The organism is Kitasatospora sp. NPDC056651 (genome assembly GCF_042792155.1).
Classification (GTDB): Bacteria; Actinomycetota; Actinomycetes; order Streptomycetales; family Streptomycetaceae; genus Kitasatospora.
Genome location: NZ_JBHTWX010000036.1, coordinates 47,552 through 73,107 on the forward strand (window position 1 = coordinate 47,552; position 25,556 = coordinate 73,107).

Genomic DNA, 25,556 nt, shown 5'->3' on the forward strand with positions numbered 1-25,556 from the left:
TTTCGGGGGTTTGTTATTGTATGGCGGGGGGCGGCCGGCCGGTTCCCCCGGGGGGGGGCCGCCCCCGGGCCCGCCCCTCCTCGCCGACACCCACCTCACCGGCCGGTGGTGGCCCGCCGAAGGGTCCGGGCGGTCGCCTCACCCTGGGCCGTCGGCCCAACCGGGCAGCACCATGGGGCTGTACGGGGTGACCACCACCACCCGCTGGTCGAAGTCGGCGCCCTTGCCGGACACCGCGATCCGCCAGGAAAACACCACATCCACAAGCTCGTTGACATCGCGCGTGTCGCGCCGACGACGACCATTACCCTTAGTTACCGCCGGGGACGGGACAGAACCGTTCACCTGATCAAAGCCAGAGCCAGAAGATCGCCCGGCGAGCAGGTACGCGACGAGAAGTGGCTTCAGCTGCTGGGTGCACAATTGACCTGGTGTTCGTGATCACGTGGTGTCAGATGGCTGGGGTGGGAACATGGAACGGCAGCAGTACGTGGAGAGATGCTCGGAGCTCTTCGCAGTGGGTGGCCATGAGGCTGTGAGAGCTGCGGCGGAGGCGGGGCTCAAGGAGTGCGGACCCGATCCGGTCCTCTTCCGCTGGCTCGGACAGGCGCATGCCGCAGAAGACGAGGATGACCACGATCGCGAGGCTGAGGCCGCATATCGCGATGGCCTCGCACTGGCAGCGGACGATCTCGGACTCCTGGTGTCGTACCTGGAGCTCTGCCTTCGCTCGGACGCTTTCGACTACCCGGGGCGGGCGCGACGTGCGGTGGTCCTGCGGGAGAGGATCGACGAGCTGGCCCCGCCCGGGTCAGCCGAGCGAGAGCGAGTCGACGATGCGATGGGCTGGGCCGGACGGGGCTATTGGGACGACCTGAAGGCAGCCACTGCTCAAGGGCAAGCTCAGCAGGCAGCCAAAGCGGAGCAGAGCGTGCTGGTGACAGACGCGCTACGGCGAGCCGCTCGTGGCGAGTCCAGCGAGGACACAGGTGAAGACCTCCAGGCCGCTGAACTTGCCGCAGCCGTCGAGCTGCTACAGGGGGCCCGGAACGCGCCACTACGCCTGCTGCTCGCGCACCGGGTCGAAGCGTATGTGCTGACGATCGTGGCATCGGTCGGCACGAACAAGGCACTGGTGTGGAGTGGAGTGCTGGACTTCAGCTTGTGGGGCTGGCTGTTCTGGGTTCCTGTGCTCGCTGCCGAAGCCAAGCTCCGTCAAGCGAAGAAGCTTGGGCAGGAGCGCGTGATCGCGCGCATACAGGCGCGCCACGACGAGATGAACCCGCCCCAGAGCCCGTCCGAGGACAAGCATCTGTGAGTGCTTCAGTCGGCGGCAGCTGCCACCTGGCAAGCCGAACGCGGTAGGCCGGGTAGCCGTCCTTGCCGGACGCACCCAAGGACGCCCGCTCCTTGCACACCGAGGCCCTGGCCAGTGCCCTCCAGGCCGACGACCTCGGCCTGGAGGCCCACGCGTTCGCCTGCCTGTCCCTGCTCGCCCACACAACGGGGCGTCCCCGCGAAGCCGTCGGCACCGCCAAGGTGGCACAGCGCGCGGCGGCCGGTCTCGGCTCTTCGCCGGCGGCCACGCCCGCAACACGGCCCTCTACACCGCCGACATCGCGCTCCACCAGGCCCGCCGGGAAACCGGCGCTGGACACCGCTGTGGGAGCGGAAGGCGAAGGGCGGCAGGGTGTACCTCTCCAGCAACGTGATCGCCGCCGGCATCACCCTGGAGGACTCCTTCACCGACCACCGCAGCGCCGAGGAGCTGGCCCTGCACCACCTGCTCGGCGACGAGGACGTCCACAGGGTGCTGCGCGGGCTCGACCCTCGGGAAGCGGCCGTGGCCGCCTACTGGGCCCAGGGGGCGGGCACCTGGTCCGAGGCCGCCGGCGTTGCCGACCTGTCGACCGCCTACGGCGACCGGGTCCGGCGCAAGCTCCGCCGCCTCGGCGAGCGGCACACCCAGCGCGCCCCGGCCGCGGCGGACGTGACCCGATGAGCCGCCGCCCGCCCGCCCCGGAGACGGAGCGCGGCCTGCTGCTGCGCGTGCCCGCCGCACCGACCTGCATCGCCATGGCCGGCACCGGCTCGGTCACCGGCGCCTTGCTGTCCAGCACGGTGTCACCCGGTTCCCCGCTGGTGTGGCCGCTCGTCGTCCTCGCCCTCGGCTCCATGGCCTACGACCTCGGCGTCCGGGCGCTCCGGCAGCGGAACGGCTGACGCCAGAAGACCAGGCTCGGCGAGATGCTGAACACCTGCGACTGAACACCCGGCACCAGCGGCCACACCGCCACACGGCCAGGCCGGTGACCGCCGACCGGCCCCGCCCAAGGGGCGGGGTTTGCGATGCCGGCCCCGACCGTCTCCGCCTACGCCGCCCCGGCCCCCGGCTACCGCTGCTCCTACCTGGTGTGGGACGGCGGGAAGCAGTGGATCGGAACCGATGGCTGCACCGCGGTGGGCGGCGCCCCGGGCGGTGCCGCCCATCTCCGAGCGGGGCAGGCCGCATATACCGCGAATCCACCCGGTCCTAGCTCTTGCAGGCTGGTTGGGTCGACAGCCAGGCGGTGGCGGCGTCCAGGGTGGGGTCGGTGCCCTTGTGAGCAGGGGGGTATATCTCCTCGTCGGGGCGGATCGGACCGTCATGGACGCGGCCGGTGCGGTCTGTCTCGGCGGCGCCGGTGAGGAGGATGACGGCGCCGTCGGACAGGTGGTGCGGGGCGTTGCCGGTGGGCACCCCGAAGGTCTGCTGGCCGAAACTTCGGGTGGCCGGTCGGCCGATGAATGCAATGGTGACGGCCTCGCCCGCGCTGCCGGTCCTCCGGGCGGTGAGCACGGCGACCGGCGGGATGGGGAGGGCGAGCGGGGTGACGCCCTCGGCGGAGGCCTGCGGGCTGTCGTCCAGGTAGGGCACGCCACCTCGAATCGACCACACGGCCCGCTTGCCGTCCGGGGTGACGAAGCCGCCGACCGGGCCGTCCCCGAGGATCGGCCCCGCCACCGCGAGCGGCGCCCACATCCCGCCGCCGGTCTCGTCGCGCAGGTCCACCACCCACCCGCAAGCGCCTACCTGGTCCGTCGTGGCGACCGCGGCGCGACCTTGCCGGACATACTCGGCGTAGGTGCGGTCCGAGCCGTTCACCGAGGGAAGCGCCAGGTGGCCGATCCGGTTGGGGAGTTGGTGCGCCGTCGGTGCGTTGACGACGTCGGGGTCGCCCTCGACCTGGCCGGCCTGGGCGGGTGGAAAGAAGCGGCTGTGGTGGTCGCCGAGTGCGCCCAGCGCGCCGTTGATGGCGGAACATGTCTCGGCAGGGGTGCGGGCCTCGCCGGCGCGGTCGAAGGCCTGGGCGCGGACTGTCTTCCAGTCCACCTCGGCCCTGCGCAGCGACTGCTGCTGCATGAGGTCCAGGGCCTCGGTGAGGTAGCCGCGGGCCTCGGGCGAAAGGCGGGCGCCCTCCTGCGGCGTCGGCGTCGGGGCGCAGCCGACGAGCACTGCCGCGGCCCAGGTGGCTATCACCCAGTGGTGTCGTGAACTCATATGTTCCCCCTGACCGGTTCGTGTGTCAGCTGTCTTTCCTAGGCCGCGATCATCAGAGGGCGTCGAACTCGGCCGTGGTCGGTATGGTTCCAGCCTGATCTCCGCCCTCGTTCCAGGGGTTGAGGCACTGGCCCCCACGCCCTATCTGCACGGCATTGGTACGAGGCCCCGACAGCCCTGTCGCGCTGCCGCCCGCACCGTCGCAACCATCGGCGCGGCGACCGGGCGGGGTTCGGCTGTTCTGCTTGACTCCCGTTGGGAGCGGCCGGCCTCAGGATTCGTCGTCGCCCAGCTCGTCCCGCACCCGCAGCCCCGCCACCCACAGCGGCATCATCCAGTGCGCGGCGAACACACCGATCAGGACGGGGGTCACGGCCGCCCGGGCCGGCGCGTCCGCCAGGAAGCCGTAGGCGGCAGTGCCGAGGACCGCGGCCACGAGCAGCCACAGGGTGATGCGGTGTGCCAGGGCGCGCACCCGGTCGCGTTCGACCAGCTGACGCTCGTCGAGCATCCGGCCCCGCAGTTCGAGGAGTCCGCACGTGGAGCCGTTGAGCAGCCCGGTGAGCAGGATCCACGGGACCATCACCGCGACGAGCACGACGGCCGGGCCGAGTCCGGGCCCGAACATCCAGGCGCCGACCCCGGTGACGGTGAGGGCGACGTGCGCGCCCACCAGCACTCGGCGCCGGGTCACGGTGGCGTAGGCCGCGGCCGCCCGGCGGTCGTTCATCACGGCGTACATCCGCCGGTCGTAGCGCGTCGTGGTCATCACTGCTTCCTCCCGTAGACCTCGTCGGTGAGCGGCTGGATCGGCTCCAGGGAGAACAGCGCCTCCACCGGCAGCTCGAAGAACCGGGCCACTTTCAGGGCCAGGTCGAGGCTGGGGTTGTACTGCCCGCGCTCGATGTAGCCGATGGTCTGGTAGTGGACACCCACGGCCTGCGCCAGTGCCTGCCGCGACACCTTCCGCTCGGCTCTGACGACGGCCAGCCTGTTGTACACCTGCTCACTCATGTATAAGAAGTACTACATTTGAGCGTAGGGACACAACAGTCGGGGACACCCGGCCGCCCACGGGCGTACTCGTGGGCGGCCCCGGGCGAGGACGGCGTGCGGCCTTCCGCCGGCCCGCCACGCCCCGGCGTGGACGGCGGGCTCCGGCACGGCGGGGCCCGGGCGGGCGCCGAGGACGACCCGGCCGTGCAGCGCGAGATCGCCGAGCGCCTGCCGGACCGCCTTGTTCGCCACCGCCCCGGGCACGGCAGTCGCCAGAGCCGGCCGACGGTGGCCGCCTTGAGGACGCCGAGCGCGCCGAGGACGTCGGAGCCGCTGCGCGGCGGTCGAGCCGTTCGGGTCGGCGGCGCCACGCCGGAGCACGGCCCGGCCCAGCCAGGACGGCCGCGGCAGTTCGACGGCGTGCCGCACCTCGGCACGCACGACGGGTTCCGCCGGCCCCCGCCCGCCGTCCCGGCCGGCGCCGCCGGGAGAATCAGCGGATGCGGTGCGCGCCGCATGCCATGTGCCCGCGCCGCACACCGCCCCGAACGGCCACGACGCCCGGTTGTTTCCCCGGCCCCGGTCGGCCGGCCCCGCCGGCGTTGCGCCACGAGGTGCCACCGGCCTCGCGCCGGGCCCGATGCCGAATCGTGCGACCGGGCCTGGTCTGCGTGGGCTGGGGCTTTCAGGTGACGGTGCGGCCGAGGAAGGCGGCCAGACGGTCGAGGGCGGTCGCGTTTGGGGGTACTGGCTGGGGCAGGGCGAACGACCCGCCTGCGGTTCGGGGCAGACCGCCGTAGATCTCCCGTACCACCGGAAGGGCCGACTCGGCGAGGTCAGGGACGAGATCACGCCGGTGTCCGATCGCCTTGGCCAAGTCCCAGCCGTGGGCCAGCATCTCGACGACCAACTGCTCAACAAGTCGTCGACCCGGTGCGGGCCCGTACCGCTGGTCAAGCATGCCGGGTCGGCGGAAGGCGGCACGTGCGCTCTGCGCGGCGGCACGGAACGCCTCGACGTGATCGTCTCCCAGATGATCGGCGGTGACGTCGGATCGAGGTACGCCGTCGGCCAGGCCCGACCACAGCAGGTTCTCCCAGACCAGGTGGTTGAGCAGGGTGCGAACGTCCCAGCCGGCGCACGGCGTGGGCCGGTCGAACAGGCTCGGATCCACGACGGAGACGACGCCGCTCACGGCGTACAGGACTCTCTCGCAGGCGTCGAGCAGGCCCGCGGGTTCCCAGGCGTCGGCCCCGGCGTCGTACAGTTCGCCGAGCTGTTCCGCGCGTGCCCCGGGTTCGGGATTCGCGCGCAGCGCGGTCTTCAGCCAGTCTCCGACCGCTGCCATACTCGGCCGCGCGGGTTGGCCGTTGATGGTGCACAGCAGCTGCCAGTACCGTTCGACGTGCCTGTCGGAGGCGACTTCGAGCTGTTCCAGTAGCAGGCGCCGGGCTGGTCCGCCGTCGGTGCGCACCTCGCTGAGGGTCCGTGCCTGTGTGGGAATCCAGGCCGCGACGATGGCCTCGACGACGGGGTCGGCTGCCGGCGAGTCCGGGGCGATCCCCTCCCGTAGCGCTGTGTCCACCCGCTCCGCCCAGTCGTCGGCGACCTGCCGTGCGTCCCGGAGCGTGGTGTCGTCGTGTTCGCCGGGGGCATGCTCGGCGGCGTACTGCGCCATGCGCCGCATTCCGGAGTTCAGAGCGGGATCAGTCACCAGCTCGCTCAGCTCGATCCAGGCGTCGACCTGCTCGTCCGTGGGGTTGTCGGGCAGGTCCGGAGTGGCGGCCAGCAGTTCACGGCGGTAGGTCGGTACGTCGAGGTCCGCGACAGTCCGGGTCACGAACTCGTGGATGATCCTGCGGCGTTCGGCGGCCGACAGTCGGGCCGTTCGGTTCATGAAGGCGAGTCCTTCGGCAGTGGTTTCGCGGCGGGTGGCGGAGCGCAGAACCGCTTGCTGCGAGCGCAGCGTGCGGATCTGTGCCTCCAGCGCGTCGACGTGAACCGCGGCCACCTCCGCCAAGGTGTGCTCGCGGTCGAGTACCCCACGGATCGCCGCGAGGTCGAGTCCGAGGTCGCGAAGCGTCCGTGCCAGTCCCAGTCGAGCCAGAGAGCCGGCGTCGTAGACGCGGTATCCGGCGGCCGTCCGCCCGGCCGGCGGGACGAGCCCCATGTCGGACCAGTGTCGGATGAGCTTCACCGACAGCCCGGTCTTCCGCGCGACCTCTCCGATGCTCCACAGTGCCCTGTCGTCGACGTGCATGTGCCCGACCCTCAGCTCTCCCACAGTGGGAGAGTCAACCACTCAGGCCGCCCCTCGCCCTCCACCGTCGGGCGGCGGTCGCGTGGTCGGGCAGCCGGGGCGCAGCAATTGCGCTGCGACTGCCCGACCACAGGTCGATGCGATCCGGCACGCTACTTGCCGCTCACTGTGCTGCTTGACGTGCGACTCTCTCGCCGTATCCACCGAGGCTGCCGCTGCGGCAGCGCCGCGCGGGCGACACCCATAACCCCGGCATTCGCGCGGGCCACGAGGTCCACCACCACGGCGGCCGCACCCTCAGCATCCGCCCACCCAGCCGCCGCCAGCGGCGACCGGCCCTCCACCCAGGCCCTCTCCTCAACCGCCGGACACCGCCGGTGCCCGTTCGGCACCCACACGGCAGGGTGACCGGACTTCACCCGGCCGGCTCGACGGCGTACAACTGCGACAACAGAGCCTCCTGGAAGGCTCGTTGGCGTAGACACCCTCTGAGCTACCAAGAGGTCCTGTGCTCATGTCCGGCACCGGCCGGGTTCACCCGAACGAGACCTCCGTTCATGGACACCGCTCAAGACCGGAAGGCCAAGGGCCACTGAGTATTGCCAAGCGCCGTCTGTCCCGGTCGTGCCAGGATGCTCGGCATGTCTACTCGTGCACTGAGCTTCGGCGCGATTGCGGAGGCCTACGAACGGTTCCGGCCGGGGTATCCCGAAGAGCTCTTCGACCTGGTGCTCGCGTATGCGGGCCGGCCGGTTCGGACGGCCCTGGAAATCGGTGCGGGGACAGGCAAAGCCACCCGCCTGTTCGCCGCGCACGGGGTCGCGGTCACGGCCACGGAACCCGACGCAGCCATGCTCACCGAGCTTCGCAAGACGGTGCCCGCAAACGTGACGACCGTCCGGGCCGCGTTCGAGGACCTGCGGCCAGGCGAGACCTACGGGTTGGTCTATGCGGCGGCAGCCCTGCATTGGACACGCCCGGAGAGTCGGTGGTCAAGCGTGGCCGCGCTACTGGATCCAGAGGGCGTGGTTGCCTCATTCGGTGGCCCGGTTCAGCTGGCTGACCCAGCTGTCGAGGACGCTGTGCGTGCGGCACGGGCGCCGTTCCTGGAAAGCGACGAGGTTCCATCTCCCGACGGGACTGCTCCGGATGAGGCCATGCAGTGGCCGGGCACGGAGCTGCAACGGTCTCCGTTCTTCCTCGACGTTCAGCAGTCCGTCATCAAGCGGCGCCTGACGATGAGCGCTCCTGACTATGTTGGCTACCTGTCGACTGTCTCGGCGTATATCCAACTGCCGCGGTCGAGGCGACAGCAGGCGTACGAAGCGATCACGCGGATCCTGCCCGAGACAGTCGAGATCGCCGCCGACATCATCGTCCATCTCGCGCGTCGGCGATCCGAGTAGCGGCGACATTCCGCCTTGAGGACCACGGCGAGCCCCACGCGACGGCCTGCGCCGAGACGACCAAGTGCGCTGCCTCCTCATGCCCGGCACCCACCGCAGTCACCCGATATTGAGACTCCCGTTCGAGCAGCACCCCCCAAGATACTGATGGCATCGCGTATTGGATCATCGTGAGTTGCCCAGGCGGGCGGCGCAGGAACGAGGAGTCTGCAGTCTCAGGCGGCGGACAGGCCGATTTCCGGTGCGTATGCCTGGTAGACCGTCAGGGTGGTGGCCGTGTGGAGGGCGCGGATCTGATGCTTGGGTTCTGACACGGTGACCAGAGTCGATGTCGGGTGCGTTTCGCGCCATCGAATTACCAGGTGGGATGAGGCTGGTTGAGCACTGAGTGAGGTCAGGCTCTTCGGGCTTGGTGTCGGTGGGAGGCATAGGTGGCCCAGGTGGCGCCAGCCTGGATGGCGTGGTCTTCGGCGCATTCGGAGGTGTAGCCCAGGGCCTGGGCGGCGACGGCGGGTGGCATTGACTGGACCAGGGCGCGAATGGCGTCGAGCCGGGTGCCGAGCAAGTGGATGCCGTTGCCGGCCAGTTGGTTCATCAGGTAGGTCGAGTGGGTGTGCTGGCCCGGGCGGTTACCGACAGGGTCAGAAGGAGGGCTGCCGCGCGGTCGCGGAGGAAGGTCCCGGTGTCGAGGTGGGCCTGGGTGCGGGTCTGCGGGGCGGTGCCCTGCTCACGCAGCCCAGGCCAGGAAGCGATGTGCTGAGTTGATCTCGTGCCGCGGACAGGCTGTCAGGTCCGGGGTGAGGGCCTCGCGGGCCTCGCGCTGCCGAAGTTGCTGCAGTCCGTGCCAGGTCGCGAAGCGGCGAACGAGTTGCCGGTCCTCGTCAGGTTCGAAGGCGCCCAGGGCGCGGCGGAGCCAGTTCTCGAAGAGCACCAGGTAGGCCGGCCACTCGTCGAGCGGGCGGTCGCCGACGACGACGCGTTCCACCAGGACACCATGCTTGTCCTCGACCTCAGCGACGACCAGCCGAACCGCCTCGGCCGGCGTCGTCGGCCCCTCGGGCTTGCCTGCCGGCCACTACCGCCACGCTGTGCCGCTGCCCCTCCCCCTCGCACCGAACCCGGTGCGACATCGAACCTCGGTCGCCCATCACCAGTAGGTCGCCCCACTGCATGAGTGCTGACCCGATCATTTCGGAGGAACAACCGACCGAGCCTCACAAGCCCGACCCCAGGCCACCGCCTCGGGGGCATCTGTACGCGCTCAACCGGTCCTCGGGGCAGGCCGTTCACGGTGCCATGGTGCGGCGGTGGCCGGTCAGGAGCTGATCACCTCCAGGACGGGGTGGAAGGTGGTGTGGCTGCGGGCGTCGAGGTTGACGGCGAGGCCGACGGTGGCGAGGGGTTGGAAGAGGGCCAGTGTGAGGGAGGGGTTGCCCGGGGTGACGGCGGGGGTGACATCGAGGGGGATCCAGTCGGGAGTGGTGGAGATCCGGCCGGTGCCGAGGGGTTGGGCCAGGGCGGGGGCGTTGGCCCAGGTGACGGCGGGTTCGGTCCAGGGGGTGGGGGCGGTGGTGAAGGCCTGGAGGGTGGCGAGGGTGCCGCCGGAGTCGGCGACCGCGCCGTGGACCCAGAGGACGGCGCGGCGGACGGTGCCGGGGACGGCGGTGGTGTCGAAGGTGAAGAGGGCGCGGCGGCTGAAGCCGCTGTCGGTGGTGTTGGTGTTCTTGACCGTCAGGGTGGTGGCGGTGCCGTAGTTGGTGGTGGCGTAGGAGCCGTCGCGGACGAAGCTGTCCTGGGTGGGGTCGAGCAGGGTCGCGGTGGCGGTCGCCGGGGCGCCGGAGGCGGTGGTGAGGGTGATGGTGCGGCCGGTGCCCTGGGTGCCGCCGAGCTCCACCAGGAGGGTGACCGCGCCCTCGGTGGAGAGCACGCTGACGCCTTCGGCGGCCTCGGTGGGGCGGCCCGTGCCGGCGAGGGTGAGCGTGACGGTGGCGGCCCGGCGGGACGGGTCGGCGACGGTGACGGTGCGGGTGTTGCCGGTGTCGCGGACCAGCACCGAGCAGGGGGCGGAGGCGGTGAGCGGCCCGGCCGTGCCGGCGGCGAAGAAGTTGGCGGCGGTGACACCCGAGGCGGAGTCGGATATCGCCTGAACCGTACGGGAGTTGGCGAGGGTGGTGACTGTGGGGGCGGCCGCCCGGGCCACGGTGGCCGCGGCGGTCGCGCCGGGCAGCAACTGGTACTCGTACCCGGCGTCGGTGGGGTTGGTGCCGTGGTCGTACCAGAGGGTGAGGTAGCGGCGGGTGAGCTGCTCGGTGGAGCCGTTGGTGTTGATGTCGTGCCAACTGCCGGTGCGGGCCTCGCGCTTCGCCTGGAGGGTGGTGCCGGCGGGCAGGACGTAGCCGCCGAAGCCCGCGACGGCGACGGCGCGGGCGCCGTCGAAGCGCTGGGACCAGCCGAGGGTGGTGGGCTGGGCCGCGCCGTCCACGGTGAGGGCGTGGGTGCCGGCCGGGCCGAGGTTGCGGTTGTCGACGACGGTCTCCACCGGGGTGCCGTCGGTGCAGCTGATGCCCGCGCCGAGGCAGACCACCGAATCGTCCAGCAGGAACCAGGACTTGCGTCCGGTCAGGGTGGAGGAGAGGCCCCGCAGGTCCTGGCCGACGGCGGCGTAGGTGCCGTCGGTGGCGCCGCCGGCCCAGGTGGAGTCCGGGCGGGGTGCGCCCCAGGTGCCGCCGGCGGCGTCGGCGAGCGGCTTGGCGGAGACGGTGGTGCCGGGGAGGCGGTACGGGTCCACGGTCGGCCAGAAGGCGTCCGAGTACTGGCCGTTGCCGGAGGTGGCACCCCACCAGGAGAGCATGCCGTTGTTGGTGTGCCAGCCGCGCAGGTGCTCGCCGTTGCCGGTCTCGTAGAAGGTGGTGCGCGCGGAGCAGAGGCTGAGCGAGGCGGCCCAGCCGGAGCGGCGGACCACGGCGCGGTCCATCGCGAACACCCGGGCACCGAGCGGCTCGGGGGAGGCTGCGGTGGCGGAGTTCAGGAGGGCCTGGGCGCGGGCGAGCTCGGGGACGTCGAGGTAGGCGTTGGAGAGGTAGGGGAGGTAGTAGTCACGGGTGAGCCAGCCCTTCACGGCGGAGCGCCAGGCGGCGGACTGGGCGGCCGGGGCGGCGCCGGAGTCGGCGAGGCGGAGGATGTGGCCGATCAGGGTGTGGCCCCGGGTGTGGTCGTCCTGCTGGACCTGGAACTGGTCGCCGCTCTGACGGCCCCGGCTGACGGCCCGCCCGCTGACGGAGTCCATCACCAGGCCGTTGTAGAGGAACGGCGCGTAGGCGTCGGTGACGGCGTCGAAGACGTTCTGCCGGGACGGGTCGGAGATCTGCCAGGCGGAACCGGCCAGCAGGGCGAAGAGCCTGCTCAGGCCACCGAGCAGCACCTCGCCGTAGGAGCCGGTGTACGGCACCCAGGTGTGCTGGACGAAGGAGCCGTCGGCGTACAGGCCGTCGCCGGTCAGTACGTACGGGAAGACCGGGGAGAGCGCGGTGGTGGCGGTGGTGAGCTTGGCGGAGGTGCGGCCCAGCACGCCGCGCAGGGCCAGGACCCGGCAGAGGTCCACCCGGTTGCCGCCCGTGCTGGTGCCGGTGTAGCTCGACACCTGGGAGTCGGGGACCTGGCGGTCCACGGCGGCGAGCAGGGCGGAGAGCCGGGTGGGCGTCAGGAGGTCGTGGACCAGGACGCAGATGTCGAGGAGGGCCTGCGGGGTGCCGATCTGCCAGTCCCACCAGTTGCCGTAGGCAGTGGCCGTGGGGGTGAAGGCACCGGCGGTGGTGTTGAGGTGGTTCAGGCCGGTGGTGATCGCGGTGGCCAGGGCCTGGTCACCGGTCAGACTGGTGCCGGGCTGCGCCCAGGCCATGGCCATGGTGCGCAGACGGGTGTGGGAGGCGGTGACGTTCGCCGAGTTGGTGCCCAGGGGGAGGTCCGGCCAGAGGGACGTGGAGGTCGGGGCCATGGCCTGGAACTGGGTGCGGGCCCGGTCGCCGAGGGCGGCGAGGGTGGTGGTGTAGGGGGCGGTGGCCGGGTCGAAGCCGGTGCCGGTGAGCAGGTCGCGCCAGCGGAGGCGGAGGGTGTCGTAGGCGTCGGCCGCAGCCGTGGCGGGGGTGGGGAGGGCGCCGAGTGTGAGGGCGGTGGTGCCGATGGCGGCGAGTTGCAGCAGGCGGCGGCGGGAGAGCAGGGCGGGGTTCGGCGCGGCGGGCATGAGGGGGTGGTCCTCCTGCGAGGTGGGGGACGGGGGTGGGACGACGGTAAGCGCTTTCCCGAAGGGCCGTCAATGGTTGGGGAGGAGACTGGGAGGAAGCGTGGCAGGAGATTGGTAAGCGCTTTCCCAATGGAGGAGGCCGACTGCTCCGCGCCCGAACGCCGGGCAGTGGCCGGCACCCCTCGGCGGCGGAGTCGCGTCCCTCAGCGGCGGGGTGCCCCGGGTGCCCCCGTGCGAGGCGCCCCCGTGGTGGCGCGGAGGACCACCTGGACCGGCGCGTCGAAGCTGCCGACCGTGTCCGCCGGGGGACGGAGCGCGAGCCGAACGGCCTCGGCGCCCATCAAGGTGAGCGGTATCCGGACGGTGCTCAGCGGCGGGCTGAGGTCCTCCGCCAGCGGTATGTCGTCGAACCCGGCCACCGAGATGTCCTCCGGCACCCGGATGCGGCGCTCCCGGAGGGCGGCCAGCGCCCCCACCGCGCAGACGTCCGCGAGCGCCAGCACCGCCGTCGGGACCCTGCCCCGCTCGTCGCCCCGGAGGAGCGAGGCCATCGCGCGCCGGCCACCCTCGCGGGTGAACTCGGACCGCACCACTGCGGATCCGGGCAGGGCCACCCCGGCCTCGGAAAGCGCTTCCCGGACCCCGGCCAGCCGCTCTCCCGGCACCCGCAGCCGACTCGGCCCGGTGATCACCGCGAAGTCCCGGTGCCCGAGCGCCAGCAGAGCCCTGGTCAGCTCCGCCGCGCCGGTCCGGTTGGCCGGGCGGACGGTGTGGTACTCCGGCCCGTGGTCCGTGACGGCGGCCACCGAGCCACCGTCGGCCCGGTAGTCCGCGAGCGCCGCGTTCAGCCGGGCGGCCGCCGACGGATCGGTGTAGCCGGACCCGGCCAGGATGATGGCCTGCACCCGCTGGGCGTGCAGCATCCGCACCCCGCGCAGTTCGGCGGCCGGGTCGCCGTCGGTGTTGACCACCAGTGGCATCAGGTCCGCCGCCACCACGGAGTCGCAGGCGCCCCGGGCGAGCGCGGCGAAGTACGGGTCCGAGACGTCGTGCAGCAGGATGCCCACGGTCGCGGTGGTCGAGCGCGCCAACGCCTGGGCGGGCGCGTTCGGCAGGTATCCGAGCGTGGCCGCGGCACCCCGCACCCGTTCGGCGAGCTCGGAACCGACCTTGCGGGTCGACCCGTTGAGCACCCGGGAGGCGGTGGCCAGGGAGACCCCGGCCTCCCGTGCCACATCGTCCAGCGTCACGCCCATGGCGGCATCCCCCGTTCGGCAGGTTCCGGTCCGACAGGGTATCCGAGCCGGTGCTCCGGCGTGTCCGTGCTTCGTGAGGCGGGCGGCGGCCGGGAGGCCGACAAGGAGCAGGAGACCGGCCGCCACGGCGTAGGCGAGGTGGTGGCCGGACAGGCAGAAGCTGCCGGGGCCGGCGGCGGCGCCGGCATGCGCGATCCGGGCGAGTACCGTGAGGGGCGGTTCCAGCAGGACACTGAGGGTCTGCGGGCGACGGGGCTCAGCACGGACACTGCCCGAGTCGACAACGTCCCGTTCCTCCAGGACGGGGTCGCGCAGGGAGATGTCGTGCGACTTCAGACGGACGCCGTCGGAGTGCACTGGGCCGCCGGCCGAGTCAGCGCCTCCGGAAACCGCACCATCGTGTAGTGCCGATCCCGCCCGGCTTCGGTGCGCTCAAACAGCTCCTGGACCGTGGCCGGGATGAGGGTTGGTGGCACTTCGAGGTCGGCAGCGGGACCGAGGCGTTCTGGAGCGCATAACGGTGCTCAACGAGCTCGGCCTCAAGGGCGTCGGCGCGCTTTTCGGCGATGCACTTTTCGGCGAAGCGGAGGTTCGAGCGGGCCCCTTCGAGTCGTTCCTGAAGGGTCTGGTGTTCGCGGGTGAGCTGTCTGCTGTTCGCGGGTGAGCTGGTGGACGCGGCGCTTGAGGGTGGTTCTCCGTTGTCTGAGGCTCGCTACCACCAGCCGCTGCTCGCGTTCACCGAAATGAAGCCGTCGTATGTCGGCGACAGTCGTGGAAGCACAGCCCCCGGCGGAGCGGCGGGCGGTGGGTGCGGTCACAGCGGCAGGTTCCACCCCGGCCCGTCCTCGCTGCCGACCCACACCCGCTGCCCGTGGCCGGTGATCGTGATGCCGAACTCCTGCTGGTGCGGCGCCCCTGCCGCCTGCCATGCCTCGATCGCTTCCTCGACCTGGTCCCACAGGCGCAGCGGGCCGCGTTGGGTGGCGGTCCAGCCGCTGTTGCCGTGGGGCCGGGTGCGGGCGTGGGAGCCGGTGGCGTGGTCGATGAGGATCTGCTGGTCGCCGGCTGTGATGCGTTCGGCTGAGGGGCGGCGAGTTGGGCGACCCAGGTGCCGGTCCAGGTGGTGATGGCGGCGGGGTCGATCCGCGTGGGGCGTTCGTCGCCGGGCAGGAGGGTGGGGTTCTGGCGCGGGGGTCTGTCATGGGGGCGGGCGATCAGGTGCCCAGGGACTCCAGCTCGGTGCGGTCGGCGGGACGGCCCGTGTCCTGCGCGTCGGCGCCCGGGGTGACCAGTCGCAGCAGGATGCGCCGGGCAGTGGTGGCCTGTTCCGGTGTCAGGCCTCCGTAGGCTCGCTCCGCGGTGCGAGCGATGGCGCCGCGTACCCCGCCGGCGACTTCGTAGGCGGCCTCCGTCAGCGCCCTTCCCTTGCGGCGGCGCCAGGTCTCCAGCAGGGCGTGCGACAACAAGGGGAGCCCGCCCGGTTCGCCGTCGACCTCCTCGATGATCCTTGAGGTCAAGGCACGCTCGACGATCAGGCCCGCACCGGCGGCCGGCTTGACGATCGCCTCCCGCAGCTCGGCCGGGCCCATCGGCCCGACCAGCAGCGTGGCCTCCCGCAGGGCGACGGCCAGGCCGTGGTGGTCCGCGCAGCGGCCGAAGAAGTCCGCCCGTACCGCCAGGACCACCCGTAATCGGCTGTCCGGATCACACGCCGCCAGCAGCAGGTCGAGGAAGGCCGCGCGTTCCGCCGGGTCGGCGCACAGCGTGAACGCCTCCTCGAACTGGTCCACCACCAGCACCGTGTCGCCCGTGCCGTTCCCGGGCGCCATCAGCGCGGCATGGTCGGAGGCGGGCCGCGGGCCCGGAGTGAAGATCCGGATGGCGGCCGGACCAGTGCCCGTCGCGCCCCGGTCCCGGAGCGCCGGAATCAGTCCGGCGCGCAGCAGGGAGGACTTGCCACTGCCCGAGGCACCCACGACAGCGACCAGGCGACGCGAGTCCGCCAGTTCCATCAGGTCGGCAAGGAGACTGCCCCTGCCGAAGAACCGATCCCGGTCACCCGGTTCGAAGCGGGACAGGCCCCGGTACGGCGCATCGGCATCATCACCGTCCTCCGCGGCCACGTCCCGCACCGCGGCGTGCCAACGCCGCTCCCACTCCGCGAGGTCCCCACCACAGGCCTCCACGTAGGCCAATGCCACCGGCAGTGACGGAAGTTGCTGACCTCCGGCCGCCCGCGACAGCGTCGCAACCGAGTACCGGGTACGGCCGGCCATGACCCGGTAGGTGAGGTCTCCCGCTTCCCGGCGTAGCTCGCGCAGCTCCGACGCGAAACGCTGGACCGGCCCGGCGGCCGGATCCAGCGGGCTCTCCTGGCGCCCCATCCTGTGTCCACTCCCCCCTCGGCGACACCACCTGACCGCGTCAACCTACGGGCCGGAGAAAGCCGCAGCAACGGCTTCTCAACGGCCTGTCCCGTTCCAGCGGTCCGCCCGGCCTGCGGAGCGGCGTTTTGTTTCGAGCGGCGAGGAGGGCTGCGCAACAACCGGCCGGGTCCGAAGACTCGAACCGTGCCAACGTGGCGCCGCCACGGAGTTGTCGGCGGTGCGCGGGGACGTCGCAGAGGGTCTTGCGGCACAGGGGAGCGGAAGACCTTGGGACCTCACCGCGCAGCGGCAGGTCCGTGCAACAGCTCTGCACCATCGGCTCGCCCGTCGGGGCAGCCACTCGAATCGAAGGGATCACTGTGGACAAGAACCTGGACCCGGCGGACATCACCATCGTCCGCTCCATCGGCACCACGCCGACGGCCGCCGAGGAGATCCGGACCGGCATCGACGACGACGACGACAACGACCACGGGGGTCACGACGGCTGGCTCGGCGACGCCTGGTGATCACCGGTTCCCGACCGGGGAGGGAAGGGCCGCGTTCGTGGCGTGGCCCTTCCCCCACCGACGCCACCGACGCCACCGGCCATGCCGGTCAACGGCTCCAGCCGGCCGGCGATTTCTCAGCAGGAGAGGCGAGAGCTCGATGACACCTCACACGGACCAGGGGACGCTCACCCACAGCGCGGGCGCGGCCTTTGACCTCGCACGACTCATCCATCCGATGGCCCTGCCGACCTTCCGGAACGAGTACTGGGAGCGGCAGCCGTTGCACATCCGGCGCAACGACCCTCGGTACTTCGCGGACCTCCTGACGCTCGACGACGTGGACCGGCTGCTCAGCCAGTCCGGCCCGGACTTCGGCAACATCCGGGTGATCTCCGAGGGTGTGGAGACCCACGTGTCCGCGCTGGGAGGCGCGTCCGGAGGAGGTTCGGGCATCAACCAGCTGGAGGACATCTACCGGCGGTACCGGTCCGGGGCCACCGTCGTCCTGAACTCGCTGGAGCGTCGCTGGGAACCGCTGACACGCCTGACCTCGGGGATGAGCGCCGAGGCCAACGCCCGGTTCCAGGTGAACGTGTACCTCACGCCCGGCGGGCAGGCCCGCGGGTTCGACCCGCACTACGACACCCACGACGTCATCGTCCTGCAGGGGTACGGCACCAAGCGCTGGCGGCTCTACGGAGCACCGTACGCGCTACCGCTGGAGAGCCAGAAGTACGACCACTCCAGCGAGGTTCCGGAGGTCGAGGAGGAGTTCGACCTTGAGCCGGGAAGCCTCCTCTACCTTCCCCGCGGCACCATCCACGCCGCCACGTCCCACGACACCGCGTCGATGCACCTGACCATCGGTGTGCACCCGGTCCGGATGCCCTCGCTGATCGGTGACGTTCTGCGGGAGGTGGTCCAGGAGGACGAGCGGTTCCGACGAGGCCTGCCCATCGGATTCGCCAACGACGGGAACCTGCAGCAGGAGACACAGGCGGTCTTCGCCGCGCTGGTCGAAGCCCTCACGGCCCGGCTCACGCCCCGGGCGTTGACGGAGAGGGCCGTGAGCCGAACGATCTCCATCGCCCAGCCCGTGCTCCGCGGGCATCTGCACGACCTCGAGAGCCTGCCGGTCCTCGGTCCGAGCACACGAGTGCGGTGCCGTCCCGGCATCCGGTGGGGATTGACGGCCGATCAGGAATCGATCGGGCTGGAGTTCCACGACAAGAGAGTCCAACTGCCGGCTCGGCTGGCCGACGAGGTCAAGTACGTCACCGAGAGCGGGGAGGCGGGGTTCACCGCCGACTCGATCACCGGGAGGCTGGACGAGTCGGGCCGCCTGCTGCTCGTGCGGACGCTGGTCCGCGAGGGTTTCCTCACCGTGGGCTGAGTCAGGACCGGGCACCCGGGGCGGCACTGCCACGGCCCCGCCCGGCGGCTTGTTCCGATCCGTCCGCGTCTGCGGGAACGATGCCGTGGGCGCGGACGGATGGCCCCCGACTCGGAAAGGAAGGATCCTCTTGGCCGGTAGCCGCGACGGCCCGCGACCGGTACGCCTCACCAGGATCACGGGCCTCTTCGCTCCGTACCGGCGGCGTCTGGCCGCCATGCTGGCGCTCGTGGCGGTGGGATCGCTGGTCGGCATCGCGCCACCGTTCATCCTGCGCGAGATTCTCGATGTCGCGCTCCCCCAGGGCCGGGTCAGCCTGCTGACAGGGCTCAGCGCCACCCTGATGGCCTTGATGACGGCCGGCGCGGCACTCGGTGTCCTCCAGGCGTACCTGTCGGTCACCCTGGGCCAACGCGTGATGGACGATCTGCGCAGAGCCGTCTACACCCACCTGCAACGCATGTCCTTGTCGTTCTTCACGGCGACCCGTACGGGAGAGGTGCAGTCCCGCATATCGAACGACATCGGCGCCATGCAGTCGACGGTGACCGGCACCGCCGCCACACTCGTCGCGAACGTGACCGCGTCCCTCGCCGCACTACTGGCCATGACGTCCCTGGACTGGCGACTGACTGCGGGATCGCTCGGGATGCTGCCCTTCTTCCTCTGGATCAGCCGCAGGGTCGGAGCCGAACGTCGTGAGATGGTCGAACGGAGGCAGAACCTCCTGGCCCTGATGTCCAGCCTGATCGAGGAGACGCTCTCGGTCAGCGGATTCCTCCTCGGTCGCACGATGGGAAGGACCGAGACCCTCGTGCAGGAGTTCGCCGGGCGTTCACGGGAGATCGCGGACCTGTCGGTCGAATCGGCGATGGCCGGACGGTGGCGGCAGTCCGCGGTCGCGATCACCATGGCCGCGATGCCCATTTCGCTCTACTGGATGGCCGGCATCTTCGGCGATCACGGCCGGCCGACGGTCTCCGTGGGTACCCTCGTCGCATTCACGACCCTTCAGCAGGGACTCTTCGGGCCACTGCTCGTACTGATGCAGACCGGTGTCGCCATCCAGAGTTCGCTGGCTCTCTTCCAGCGGGTGTTCGAGTACCTCGACCTGGAGGTCGAGGTCGCGGAGCCCCGGGAGCCGATTCCCCTCGTCCACCGGAGGGGCCGGGTGAGGTTCGAGCAGGTGGATTTCTCCTACGCCGGCGCGGATCCCACCCTGCGGGGGGTCGACTTCGACCTTCCCGCCGGTGGGAAACTGGCGGTCGTCGGTGCCACCGGCTCCGGAAAGACCACCTTGGGATACCTGATTCCCCGTGTCTACGACGTCACGGCCGGCCGGATCACCATCGACGGTGTCGACGTCCGCCACCTCAGCTTCGACACCCTGGCTGCGACGGTCGGCATGGTCCTCCAGGACACGCACCTCTTCCACACGACAGTCGCCGACAACCTCCGCTTCGCCAAGTCCGGGGCGACGGAGGATGAACTCGTCGCCGCCGCCAAGGCGGCACAGATCCACGACCTGATCGAGAGCCTCCCGGACGGGTACGCAACCGTGGTCGGAGAACGGGGGTACCGCTTCTCCGGCGGCGAGAAACAGCGCATCGCCATCGCGAGGGCCGTCCTGAGGGATCCGGCGATCCTGATTCTCGACGAGGCGACGAGCGCCCTGGACACACGCACCGAGAGAGCGGTGCAGCACGCGCTCGACGCGCTGTCGGAGGGCAGAACGACGATCACGATCGCCCACCGCCTGAGCACGATCCGAAACGCCGACAGGATCATCGTTCTCCAGGACGGAAGGATCGTCGAGTCGGGCACGCACACAGAGCTCCTGGACAACTGCGGGGCCTACGCGATGCTCTCCAGGGCGAGTAGGGAGGACCGTGGCGAGAAGCCGTTCACCTCCTGACCAGCAGTCCTGTAGAGGCGCGCACCGCGCCGATCCGAAATGTGATGACAAACGAGAACACCGGAGGGCCAGTCACCATGGAAGAGCACCTGCACCCGAATGACATCGTCGTCGTCCGCTCCGTGAATCCGCCCTCGTTCCGTACCGACGACCGGAACCTGGGCCCTTTCGACGACTCCGACAGCAAAGACTCCGGTTACGGCGACATCTGGTGGATCAAGCCCGACGACCGCGACTGAGTACCAGGGGAACGTGGCCGGGCGGTGCCGTAGCCGTCCCCGAGAACCCCGCCTACACCGCCTACACCGCCTGCACCGCCTCCAAGCACGGTGTCGTCGGCCTCACGAAGGCGGCAGGCGCCGACCTACGGCACATCCGGGGTGCGCGTGTCACCGGCAGCCACCACGTCGTGGACGGCGGATACAGCGGTGTGAGACCGGCGTGGGGGAGGACGGCCTGTCGTCCTCCCCCATTTCCGTGCTCGTGGCCCCACAACGGGGTTCTCGGCCTTCGGAGTCGGCGTGACCACCTCCCTTTTCCGGCCCAGCCGTGGGCTGGCGAACAGCCGGTCCTCGGGCTCAAGTTGCGTAGAGCTGCCGACGGCGTTCTCCTGGAGATGTGGTGGCGTAGCGACGAGCGGCAGCCACCTCTGAACGTCGTCTCGTCCCGGTCGCCACAGGAAATGCCAGCCCGGCGAATGGAGGGGCGGCATTATGGCAACAATTCAAATGTCTGGACCGTATTATTACGACACGACCCTATACGTGGGTGGCCAAGGTCTTCTTCCTGGAAATGTTGTAAATTTCTGGGCCGGTTCGTTCGACGACGTCAACGGCGATGTCGTCGTCACGGGCACGCCGGATACAACTCAGCCAGGCGGTACAGTACAGGCCAGGACCGCCCTGTGGGTGCAGGACATGTCTGTCGAGAACGTCCCCACAGTTAACGGAGACATCGTGCTCCATGAATTCTATGTTTGGGCGACATATCGCAACTCCAGTGCAAATTCCATCCGATACTTCACCGCATGGATTGCTTTTATCACTCCGTGAAGGGGTCATCGATGCTCTTGACTGTGATCCATGACCGGAACGGGAACATCCTGAGTGCGGTGGCCCATCCGCAGGGTACGCCGCCATCGGGCCCGCAAATCAAACCTGGACAGTACGTTGCGGACATCGACGTGCCGGAGATTGCGGCAGACCTCGAACCTCCCGCAGTATTCGAACGCATGGCGCGGGTGGTTGAGGGGCACCGTGTTGAGCTGAAGGCAGGAAAAGCCCTCCTGGCAAGGAAGGCGGGCACCACCGGCGCATAAGCCTCGGAGGGCAATTGATGGGTCATGAACGGCCCGCACGGTTCGTGGTCAAGGTGCACAGCCGATGCGATCTGGCCCGCGACCGTCGACGAGCCGTGGAACTGACCCCCGTCCCGGCCCCGGTCCCTTGACCGAGGCCGGGAGGACAGAAGCCAAGCGGCTTCTTCGTCACCCTCAGGTCGCCCAGGGCAGCCGTACCGCCTCGACACCGGTGTCGTTCAGCAGCGCCTCGATGAGGGCCGGAGACCCGGCGACCTGGAGAAGATTCGGTTCCTCGGACATAGGCTCATGATCCCAGTTACGGCCACGGGCCATGCGAGGGGCCCCGGCATCACGCAGCCGCCCCGCCGCTGGGCACGTTCCGGTGTACCTGGCCGGGTATCGGGACATTCACCTCGACAGGCGGGCCTGGAGGACGTCGGCCGGGGCGGGGGCTGGGCGGGGGCGGCGCGCACCAGGAGCACGGCCGACTCTTGGCTCCGCAACAGGAGAGTCTCGGGAATGGCCAGTGGGCCCCCTCCTCGGGAAGGGGCCCGGCGCAACTCCATGAGCTGCGCTTTCGCCTGATTCCGCACCCGGTAGCCTCCCCTCGGGGGTGGTGCGCCGCGACGAGCCGGCGGGCCGCATCGGTGGTCCGCCGGGCCCGTCATGGTGTCAGTGGTCCTGGTTCTCGCCTTGGCGGCCGTCGCCGTCCCGCGCGTGCCCGGTGGTGCGGGCGAAGACCTGGCTGAGGTCCTCCGGGCCCTCGGCGCCGGCGACCAGGTCGCCGCTGGTGGAGCCGAACACCACCGTGTCGCCGCGGGCGTCGACGAACGGGTCGAACGAGGTGCCGTTGGCGAGCGAGCCGCCCGGGGTGCCGGACACCCGTTCGGTGCGCCCGGTGCGAAGGTCGTGGCGGTAGACGTCCGGGCCCAGGAACGGCTGCTGCGGGCCGGCCACCAGGTTGTCGGCGCTGGAGGTGAAGTAGACCCAGCGGTTGTCGGCCGTGATGCGGCCGTGGTCGGAGTTGCCGATGGTGGTGGTGCCCGGCAGTGGGGTGCTGACCAGCTTCACGGCGCCGGTGCGCAGGTCCCGGGCGTAGAGCTCCAGGTGGTTGATGGTGCGGCGCGGCGCGCTGGACGTGGACAGCGAGTAGAGGGCGGTCCGCCCGTCCGGGCTGATGACGGCGTCGCGGGCGGCGCGGACGGGCGCGCCGGCCGGGTCGGTGGCGGCGACCCGCGTGGTGCCGGTGGCCAGGTCGCGGACGTAGTACCCGGCGAGACGCGGTACGGCGAGGCCGGGCCCGGGCGCCGGCCGCGCGTCCGGGACCACGTCGGCGGAGGTGGAGCTGAAGCCGATCGTGCGGCCGTCCGCGCTGATGGTCGGGTTGGTGCCGCCGGACCACGAACCGTCCGGGGCGATGCTGACCAGCCGGGTGGTGCCCGTCCAGCGGTCGGTCACGTAGACCTCGTCGACGCCGAGCGGGTGCTGGTTCAGTGAGGCGGGGCGGTTGGCGACCGCCAGGTCGGTGCGGGTGGAGGCGAAGGCCACGTAGCGGCCGTCCGCGCTGATCGACGGGCTGTTGGCGGTGTACGGGGTGTGGGTGAGCGATCCGTCGCCTGCGGTGATCAGCTCGGTGCGGCCGGTCAGCCGGTCGCGGACGTAGACGTTGTTGTCCCCGATGGGTGTGTGGCCGTCCACCGGGGTACGGTCGCCACTGCCGAAGGCGACGTAGCGGCCGTTCGCGCTGATCGACCCCTCCTCGCTGAACTCGCCCATCGGCGTGCCGTCGGAGAGCACGCTGATCCGCTCGGTGCGGCCGTTGCGAAGATCCCGGACGTACACGTGGGAGACGGTGGAAGGTTGTGTGACCAGATTGTCGGCGGTTGAGGTGAACAGTGCGTAGTGGCCATCGGCGCTGATGCCGAGGCTCTGGCTCGGGCCGTTCGGCTTCGTGCCGTTCAGGCCGACGACGACCTGGCTGGTGGCGCCCCGCGGCGCGGGCCGGGCCTGAGCCGGCGCGGCGCTCAGGGCGAGCACGGCGGCCATGGCCAGGACGGCCCCGGTGCCGGTCAGCCGACGGCCGGCACGGGCTCTGTCGATGCGGATGGTCGGTCGCATGACGGTGTTCCTCCCCTCGTGGAGGCCCGCCGTTCCTCTCCCCGTCGGCGGGCGTGGGGGAGAGCCAAGCGCCGGGCGGGGTGGGCGGTCAACGGAGAGGGGGAAAGAGACCGTAAAATACGTCAACGATCGTATGCCGCAAGGCAATCGAATGGCAAAGCGGTCGGTCCGCACAGGGGCCGGGCGCGGAGGAGCCGGACCGCCCGGGGTGCGGATCCGCCGGCCGCAGCTCCTGGTGAGCACGCCCCGCGCATCCCGTCCGGGCGAACGCCCGACCGCCCTGGTCGGACGCTGCCGATGGGACGAAATTACGGCGCGATACGAACTCCGCGCCTTCCGGGGCCAGTTCGGCGTCTAGGCTGAAGTGCTCGCACCCCGGGGCCGTCTCCGTGGCGGCCCCGGGGTCCAGGCGTTTCGCCTCGTCCCAGGTGCCCCACCACGACGAATCCGGCCCGGGGACGGAGAAGGAAAGGCTGATCACAGGGGTCCTCCCCGGCTGGTTCCGCGCGGAGGAGTCCCACGTCGCCGAGGAGGCCCCATGCCCGACCCCCAGCGCAGCCGCTCCGCTCCCCCCGCCCGACGGCCCCGGCCCCGGGCCCGGCCCCTGCGGCGCACCGTCGCGACCGGCCTCGCCCTCGCGGCCTGCCTGACCGCGGCCGCCGCCGCGGCCCTGCCCGCGCAGGCCGCAGAAGCCACCGGAGGCCAAGCCCGGGGGCTCGACCGCTACTACGGCCAGCACCTCGACTGGCACGGCTGCGTCCTGGGCCCGGACGACCCGGACGGTGCCGCACTCGAACAGGCCGGCGCCCGCTGCACGGAGGTCACCGTGCCGCTCGACTACGCGAACCCCGGCGGACGCACCGTCACACTGGCGCTCTCCCGGATCAAGGCCACCGACACCCGCCACCGGATCGGCGCGCTGCTGCTCAACGACGGCGGCCCCGGCAGCCCGACACTCGGCGCACCGCCCCGGGTGCACGCCGCCCTCAAGGACACCGCCGGCCGCTTCGACATCGTCGGGCTGGACTCCCGCTTCACCGGCCGCAGCGCGCAGATCGACTGCGGCTGGCCCGTCGGCTTCAGCATCCAGTCCGCCGGGACCGGCCGGGCCGGCTTCGAACGCCAGGTCACTCTCCAGCGGGACCTCGCGGCCAGGTGCCGCTCGGCGGTCGGCGACCTGCTGCCGTACGCGAGCACCCGTGACACGGCCCGGGACCTGGACGTGGTGCGGGGCGCGCTCGGCGAGCGGAGGATCTCCTACCTCGGTCTGTCCTACGGCACGTACCTCGGCACGGTGTACACCCAGATGTTCCCCGGCCGCGTCGACCGGATGGTCCTGGACAGCGCGATGGACCCGCGCCACGTCGGCCCCGCGCTGCTCCCGCGCCAGCTGCCCGGACTCGAGCACGCGTTCGCCGACTGGGCGGAGTGGGCGGCGGCCCGCCACGGCACGTACGGGCTCGGCCGCACCCGCGAGGAGGTGACCGCCGGGATCCTGCGCACCGTGGCGGCGGCCGCGAACCGCCCGCTCGTCGTCGGCACCGGCGCCGACGCCTTCGAACTCGACGACTCCCGGGTCCCGGTGCTGCTCTTCGCGGGACTCCAGGGCGACTCCGCCCCGGAACGGGCCTCCCTCGCCGAGCAGGTGGCGATGCTCGCCGAGGCCGCGAAGGGCCGGCCGGTCACCCCGCCCGCGGACACCACCGCCCTGCTGCAACTCCTGTTCAGCCCGCAGGGATCGCCGGACGGCAGCGCCATGCAGGCCATCGCGTGCGCGGACGGTACCGCCTCCCCCGACCCCGAACACTACTGGCGCGAGATCGAGCGCGGTCGCGCCGAGCACCCGCTGTTCGGCCCGCTGCTCGACAACATCAACCCCTGCGCCTTCTGGGGCGCCCCGCGCGAGGCCCCCACCCCGGTACGCCGCGACGCCCGGGCGCTGATCCTCGCCGCCACCGGCGACCCCCGTGCCCCCTACCGCGGCGGCGTAGCCCTGCACGACATGCTGCCCGGCTCGCGCCTGCTGACCCTCCAGGGCGCCGACCAGCACGGCCTGTACGGGATCTACGGCAACCCGTGCGTGGACGACACGGTCAACGCCTACCTGGCCGGCGGACGCCTGCCGGACACCGACCCGACCTGCACCCGCCAGTAGCCAGCCGCCCACGGTGCGGGCCCACGGACGTCTCACGGGCCCGGGCGGTCCACCCAGTCACCCTGGTAGTCCTGCCGGCTCAACGCCACCAACTGGTC

At 71.1% G+C, this 25,556-nt stretch carries 22 protein-coding genes and 3 pseudogenes; 13 read left to right on the plus strand and 12 right to left on the minus strand.

Features of this window, described 5'->3' with window-relative positions:
* Window positions 1-138: 138 nt before the first annotated feature.
* On the minus strand, window positions 139-423 hold the full coding sequence (locus ACFRAR_RS16595) for a hypothetical protein (RefSeq protein WP_380698778.1): 285 nt from the start codon (window positions 421-423) through the stop codon (window positions 139-141).
* Window positions 424-472: 49 nt separating this feature from the next.
* Between ACFRAR_RS16595 and ACFRAR_RS16600 the strand changes: the two genes are divergently transcribed.
* The 3 genes from ACFRAR_RS16600 to ACFRAR_RS16610 all read left to right on the plus strand — a co-directional run bounded on the left by ACFRAR_RS16600 (window position 473) and on the right by ACFRAR_RS16610 (window position 2,223).
* Window positions 473-1,318 carry a hypothetical protein gene (locus tag ACFRAR_RS16600; RefSeq protein ID WP_380698779.1) on the plus strand — a complete coding sequence of 282 codons (846 nt, stop codon included), beginning with the start codon at window positions 473-475 and terminating at the stop codon, window positions 1,316-1,318.
* 372 nt (window positions 1,319-1,690) lie between these two features.
* Window positions 1,691-2,002 carry a hypothetical protein gene (locus ACFRAR_RS16605; protein ID WP_380698780.1) on the plus strand — a complete coding sequence of 104 codons (312 nt, stop codon included), beginning with the start codon at window positions 1,691-1,693 and terminating at the stop codon, window positions 2,000-2,002.
* Entirely contained in the window at window positions 1,999-2,223 is a 225-nt protein-coding gene (locus tag ACFRAR_RS16610; protein ID WP_380698781.1) for a hypothetical protein, read from the plus strand. Before ACFRAR_RS16605 ends, ACFRAR_RS16610 begins: the two co-directional genes overlap by 4 nt.
* A gap of 310 nt (window positions 2,224-2,533) precedes the next feature.
* On the opposite strand, the gene ACFRAR_RS16615 is transcribed toward ACFRAR_RS16610, so the two are convergent.
* The 4 genes from ACFRAR_RS16615 to ACFRAR_RS16630 all read right to left on the minus strand — a co-directional run bounded on the left by ACFRAR_RS16615 (window position 2,534) and on the right by ACFRAR_RS16630 (window position 6,797).
* Window positions 2,534-3,541, minus strand: coding sequence for a S41 family peptidase (locus ACFRAR_RS16615; protein ID WP_380698782.1), 1,008 nt, complete (start codon window positions 3,539-3,541; stop codon window positions 2,534-2,536).
* A gap of 271 nt (window positions 3,542-3,812) precedes the next feature.
* Window positions 3,813-4,310 (minus strand): hypothetical protein, encoded by a 498-nt coding sequence (locus ACFRAR_RS16620; protein ID WP_380698783.1) that lies wholly within the window; start codon window positions 4,308-4,310, stop codon window positions 3,813-3,815.
* Window positions 4,310-4,555: a helix-turn-helix transcriptional regulator gene (locus tag ACFRAR_RS16625; RefSeq protein WP_380698784.1), complete on the minus strand. Its 246-nt coding sequence runs from the start codon at window positions 4,553-4,555 to the stop codon at window positions 4,310-4,312. The genes ACFRAR_RS16620 and ACFRAR_RS16625 overlap by 1 nt, the downstream gene beginning before the upstream one ends.
* A 667-nt stretch (window positions 4,556-5,222) precedes the next feature.
* Window positions 5,223-6,797: a TIGR03086 family metal-binding protein gene (locus ACFRAR_RS16630; RefSeq protein WP_380698785.1), complete on the minus strand. Its 1,575-nt coding sequence runs from the start codon at window positions 6,795-6,797 to the stop codon at window positions 5,223-5,225.
* Between the two features lie 641 nt (window positions 6,798-7,438).
* Here ACFRAR_RS16630 and ACFRAR_RS16635 point away from each other — a divergent pair.
* The gene (locus ACFRAR_RS16635) at window positions 7,439-8,203 is read left to right on the plus strand and encodes a class I SAM-dependent methyltransferase (RefSeq protein WP_380698786.1); all 765 of its coding nucleotides are present in this window, start codon (window positions 7,439-7,441) and stop codon (window positions 8,201-8,203) included.
* A 218-nt stretch (window positions 8,204-8,421) separates the two neighbouring features.
* Here ACFRAR_RS16635 and ACFRAR_RS16640 read toward each other — a convergent pair.
* The 5 genes and pseudogenes from ACFRAR_RS16640 to ACFRAR_RS16660 form a co-directional block, all read right to left on the minus strand.
* Window positions 8,422-8,526 (minus strand): annotated as a pseudogene (locus tag ACFRAR_RS16640) (DUF4291 domain-containing protein); the annotation flags it as partial.
* 71 nt (window positions 8,527-8,597) lie between these two features.
* Window positions 8,598-8,798, minus strand: coding sequence for a hypothetical protein (locus tag ACFRAR_RS16645; protein ID WP_380698800.1), 201 nt, complete (start codon window positions 8,796-8,798; stop codon window positions 8,598-8,600).
* A gap of 132 nt (window positions 8,799-8,930) precedes the next feature.
* Complete coding sequence (locus ACFRAR_RS16650; RefSeq protein ID WP_380698787.1) at window positions 8,931-9,188, minus strand: hypothetical protein; 258 nt, start codon at window positions 9,186-9,188, stop codon at window positions 8,931-8,933.
* 330 nt (window positions 9,189-9,518) lie between these two features.
* Entirely contained in the window at window positions 9,519-12,443 is a 2,925-nt protein-coding gene (locus tag ACFRAR_RS16655) for a polysaccharide lyase family 8 super-sandwich domain-containing protein (RefSeq protein WP_380698788.1), read from the minus strand.
* 203 nt (window positions 12,444-12,646) lie between these two features.
* A complete protein-coding gene (locus ACFRAR_RS16660) occupies window positions 12,647-13,699 on the minus strand; it encodes a LacI family DNA-binding transcriptional regulator (protein ID WP_380698789.1) in 1,053 nt (350 codons plus the stop codon).
* Window positions 13,700-13,885: 186 nt separating this feature from the next.
* Here ACFRAR_RS16660 and ACFRAR_RS16665 point away from each other — a divergent pair.
* Both ACFRAR_RS16665 and ACFRAR_RS16670 read left to right on the plus strand, forming a co-directional pair.
* Window positions 13,886-14,217, plus strand: a pseudogene (locus tag ACFRAR_RS16665) (DUF4265 domain-containing protein).
* Window positions 14,218-14,219: 2 nt separating this feature from the next.
* Window positions 14,220-14,363 carry a hypothetical protein gene (locus tag ACFRAR_RS16670; RefSeq protein ID WP_380698790.1) on the plus strand — a complete coding sequence of 48 codons (144 nt, stop codon included), beginning with the start codon at window positions 14,220-14,222 and terminating at the stop codon, window positions 14,361-14,363.
* A 559-nt stretch (window positions 14,364-14,922) separates the two neighbouring features.
* Here the strand turns inward: ACFRAR_RS16670 and ACFRAR_RS16675 are convergent.
* Window positions 14,923-16,083: pseudogene (locus ACFRAR_RS16675) on the minus strand (helix-turn-helix domain-containing protein); the annotation flags it as partial.
* A gap of 362 nt (window positions 16,084-16,445) precedes the next feature.
* On the opposite strand from ACFRAR_RS16675, the gene ACFRAR_RS16680 reads away from it, so the two are divergent.
* From ACFRAR_RS16680 to ACFRAR_RS16705, 6 genes are all read left to right on the plus strand, one after another.
* On the plus strand, window positions 16,446-16,595 hold the full coding sequence (locus ACFRAR_RS16680) for a hypothetical protein (protein ID WP_380698791.1): 150 nt from the start codon (window positions 16,446-16,448) through the stop codon (window positions 16,593-16,595).
* Window positions 16,596-16,734: 139 nt separating this feature from the next.
* A complete protein-coding gene (locus tag ACFRAR_RS16685; protein WP_380698792.1) occupies window positions 16,735-17,970 on the plus strand; it encodes a cupin domain-containing protein in 1,236 nt (411 codons plus the stop codon).
* Window positions 17,971-18,100: 130 nt separating this feature from the next.
* Window positions 18,101-19,885, plus strand: a complete 1,785-nt coding sequence (locus tag ACFRAR_RS16690) for an ABC transporter ATP-binding protein (protein WP_380698793.1) — start codon at window positions 18,101-18,103, stop codon at window positions 19,883-19,885.
* 77 nt (window positions 19,886-19,962) lie between these two features.
* Window positions 19,963-20,124: a hypothetical protein gene (locus ACFRAR_RS16695; protein ID WP_380698794.1), complete on the plus strand. Its 162-nt coding sequence runs from the start codon at window positions 19,963-19,965 to the stop codon at window positions 20,122-20,124.
* Window positions 20,125-20,598: 474 nt separating this feature from the next.
* Window positions 20,599-20,937, plus strand: a complete 339-nt coding sequence (locus ACFRAR_RS16700; RefSeq protein WP_380698795.1) for a hypothetical protein — start codon at window positions 20,599-20,601, stop codon at window positions 20,935-20,937.
* 11 nt (window positions 20,938-20,948) lie between these two features.
* Window positions 20,949-21,203 (plus strand): hypothetical protein, encoded by a 255-nt coding sequence (locus tag ACFRAR_RS16705; RefSeq protein WP_380698796.1) that lies wholly within the window; start codon window positions 20,949-20,951, stop codon window positions 21,201-21,203.
* A gap of 654 nt (window positions 21,204-21,857) precedes the next feature.
* Here the strand turns inward: ACFRAR_RS16705 and ACFRAR_RS16710 are convergent.
* Window positions 21,858-23,303, minus strand: coding sequence for a TolB family protein (locus ACFRAR_RS16710; RefSeq protein ID WP_380698797.1), 1,446 nt, complete (start codon window positions 23,301-23,303; stop codon window positions 21,858-21,860).
* Between the two features lie 538 nt (window positions 23,304-23,841).
* On the opposite strand from ACFRAR_RS16710, the gene ACFRAR_RS16715 reads away from it, so the two are divergent.
* Window positions 23,842-25,458 carry an alpha/beta hydrolase gene (locus tag ACFRAR_RS16715; RefSeq protein ID WP_380698798.1) on the plus strand — a complete coding sequence of 539 codons (1,617 nt, stop codon included), beginning with the start codon at window positions 23,842-23,844 and terminating at the stop codon, window positions 25,456-25,458.
* The last annotated feature ends 98 nt before the right edge of the window (window positions 25,459-25,556 follow it).

Excerpts from the sequence above, each read along its gene's own strand:
- ACFRAR_RS16600 (WP_380698779.1), top strand. The coding sequence starts at position 473 with ATGGAACGGCAGCAGTACGTGGAGAGATGCTCGGAGCTCTTCGCAGTG.
- ACFRAR_RS16645 (WP_380698800.1), bottom strand. The coding sequence starts at position 8,798 with ATGAACCAACTGGCCGGCAACGGCATCCACTTGCTCGGCACCCGGCTC.
- ACFRAR_RS16710 (WP_380698797.1), bottom strand. The coding sequence starts at position 23,303 with ATGCGACCGACCATCCGCATCGACAGAGCCCGTGCCGGCCGTCGGCTG.
- ACFRAR_RS16635 (WP_380698786.1), top strand. The coding sequence starts at position 7,439 with ATGTCTACTCGTGCACTGAGCTTCGGCGCGATTGCGGAGGCCTACGAA.
- ACFRAR_RS16695 (WP_380698794.1), top strand. The coding sequence starts at position 19,963 with ATGGAAGAGCACCTGCACCCGAATGACATCGTCGTCGTCCGCTCCGTG.
- ACFRAR_RS16685 (WP_380698792.1), top strand. The coding sequence starts at position 16,735 with ATGACACCTCACACGGACCAGGGGACGCTCACCCACAGCGCGGGCGCG.
- ACFRAR_RS16715 (WP_380698798.1), top strand. The coding sequence starts at position 23,842 with ATGCCCGACCCCCAGCGCAGCCGCTCCGCTCCCCCCGCCCGACGGCCC.
- ACFRAR_RS16620 (WP_380698783.1), bottom strand. The coding sequence starts at position 4,310 with ATGACCACGACGCGCTACGACCGGCGGATGTACGCCGTGATGAACGAC.
- ACFRAR_RS16615 (WP_380698782.1), bottom strand. The coding sequence starts at position 3,541 with ATGAGTTCACGACACCACTGGGTGATAGCCACCTGGGCCGCGGCAGTG.
- ACFRAR_RS16625 (WP_380698784.1), bottom strand. The coding sequence starts at position 4,555 with ATGAGTGAGCAGGTGTACAACAGGCTGGCCGTCGTCAGAGCCGAGCGG.
- ACFRAR_RS16705 (WP_380698796.1), top strand. The coding sequence starts at position 20,949 with ATGCTCTTGACTGTGATCCATGACCGGAACGGGAACATCCTGAGTGCG.
- ACFRAR_RS16660 (WP_380698789.1), bottom strand. The coding sequence starts at position 13,699 with ATGGGCGTGACGCTGGACGATGTGGCACGGGAGGCCGGGGTCTCCCTG.
- ACFRAR_RS16630 (WP_380698785.1), bottom strand. The coding sequence starts at position 6,797 with ATGCACGTCGACGACAGGGCACTGTGGAGCATCGGAGAGGTCGCGCGG.
- ACFRAR_RS16610 (WP_380698781.1), top strand. The coding sequence starts at position 1,999 with ATGAGCCGCCGCCCGCCCGCCCCGGAGACGGAGCGCGGCCTGCTGCTG.
- ACFRAR_RS16655 (WP_380698788.1), bottom strand. The coding sequence starts at position 12,443 with ATGCCCGCCGCGCCGAACCCCGCCCTGCTCTCCCGCCGCCGCCTGCTG.
- ACFRAR_RS16700 (WP_380698795.1), top strand. The coding sequence starts at position 20,599 with ATGGCAACAATTCAAATGTCTGGACCGTATTATTACGACACGACCCTA.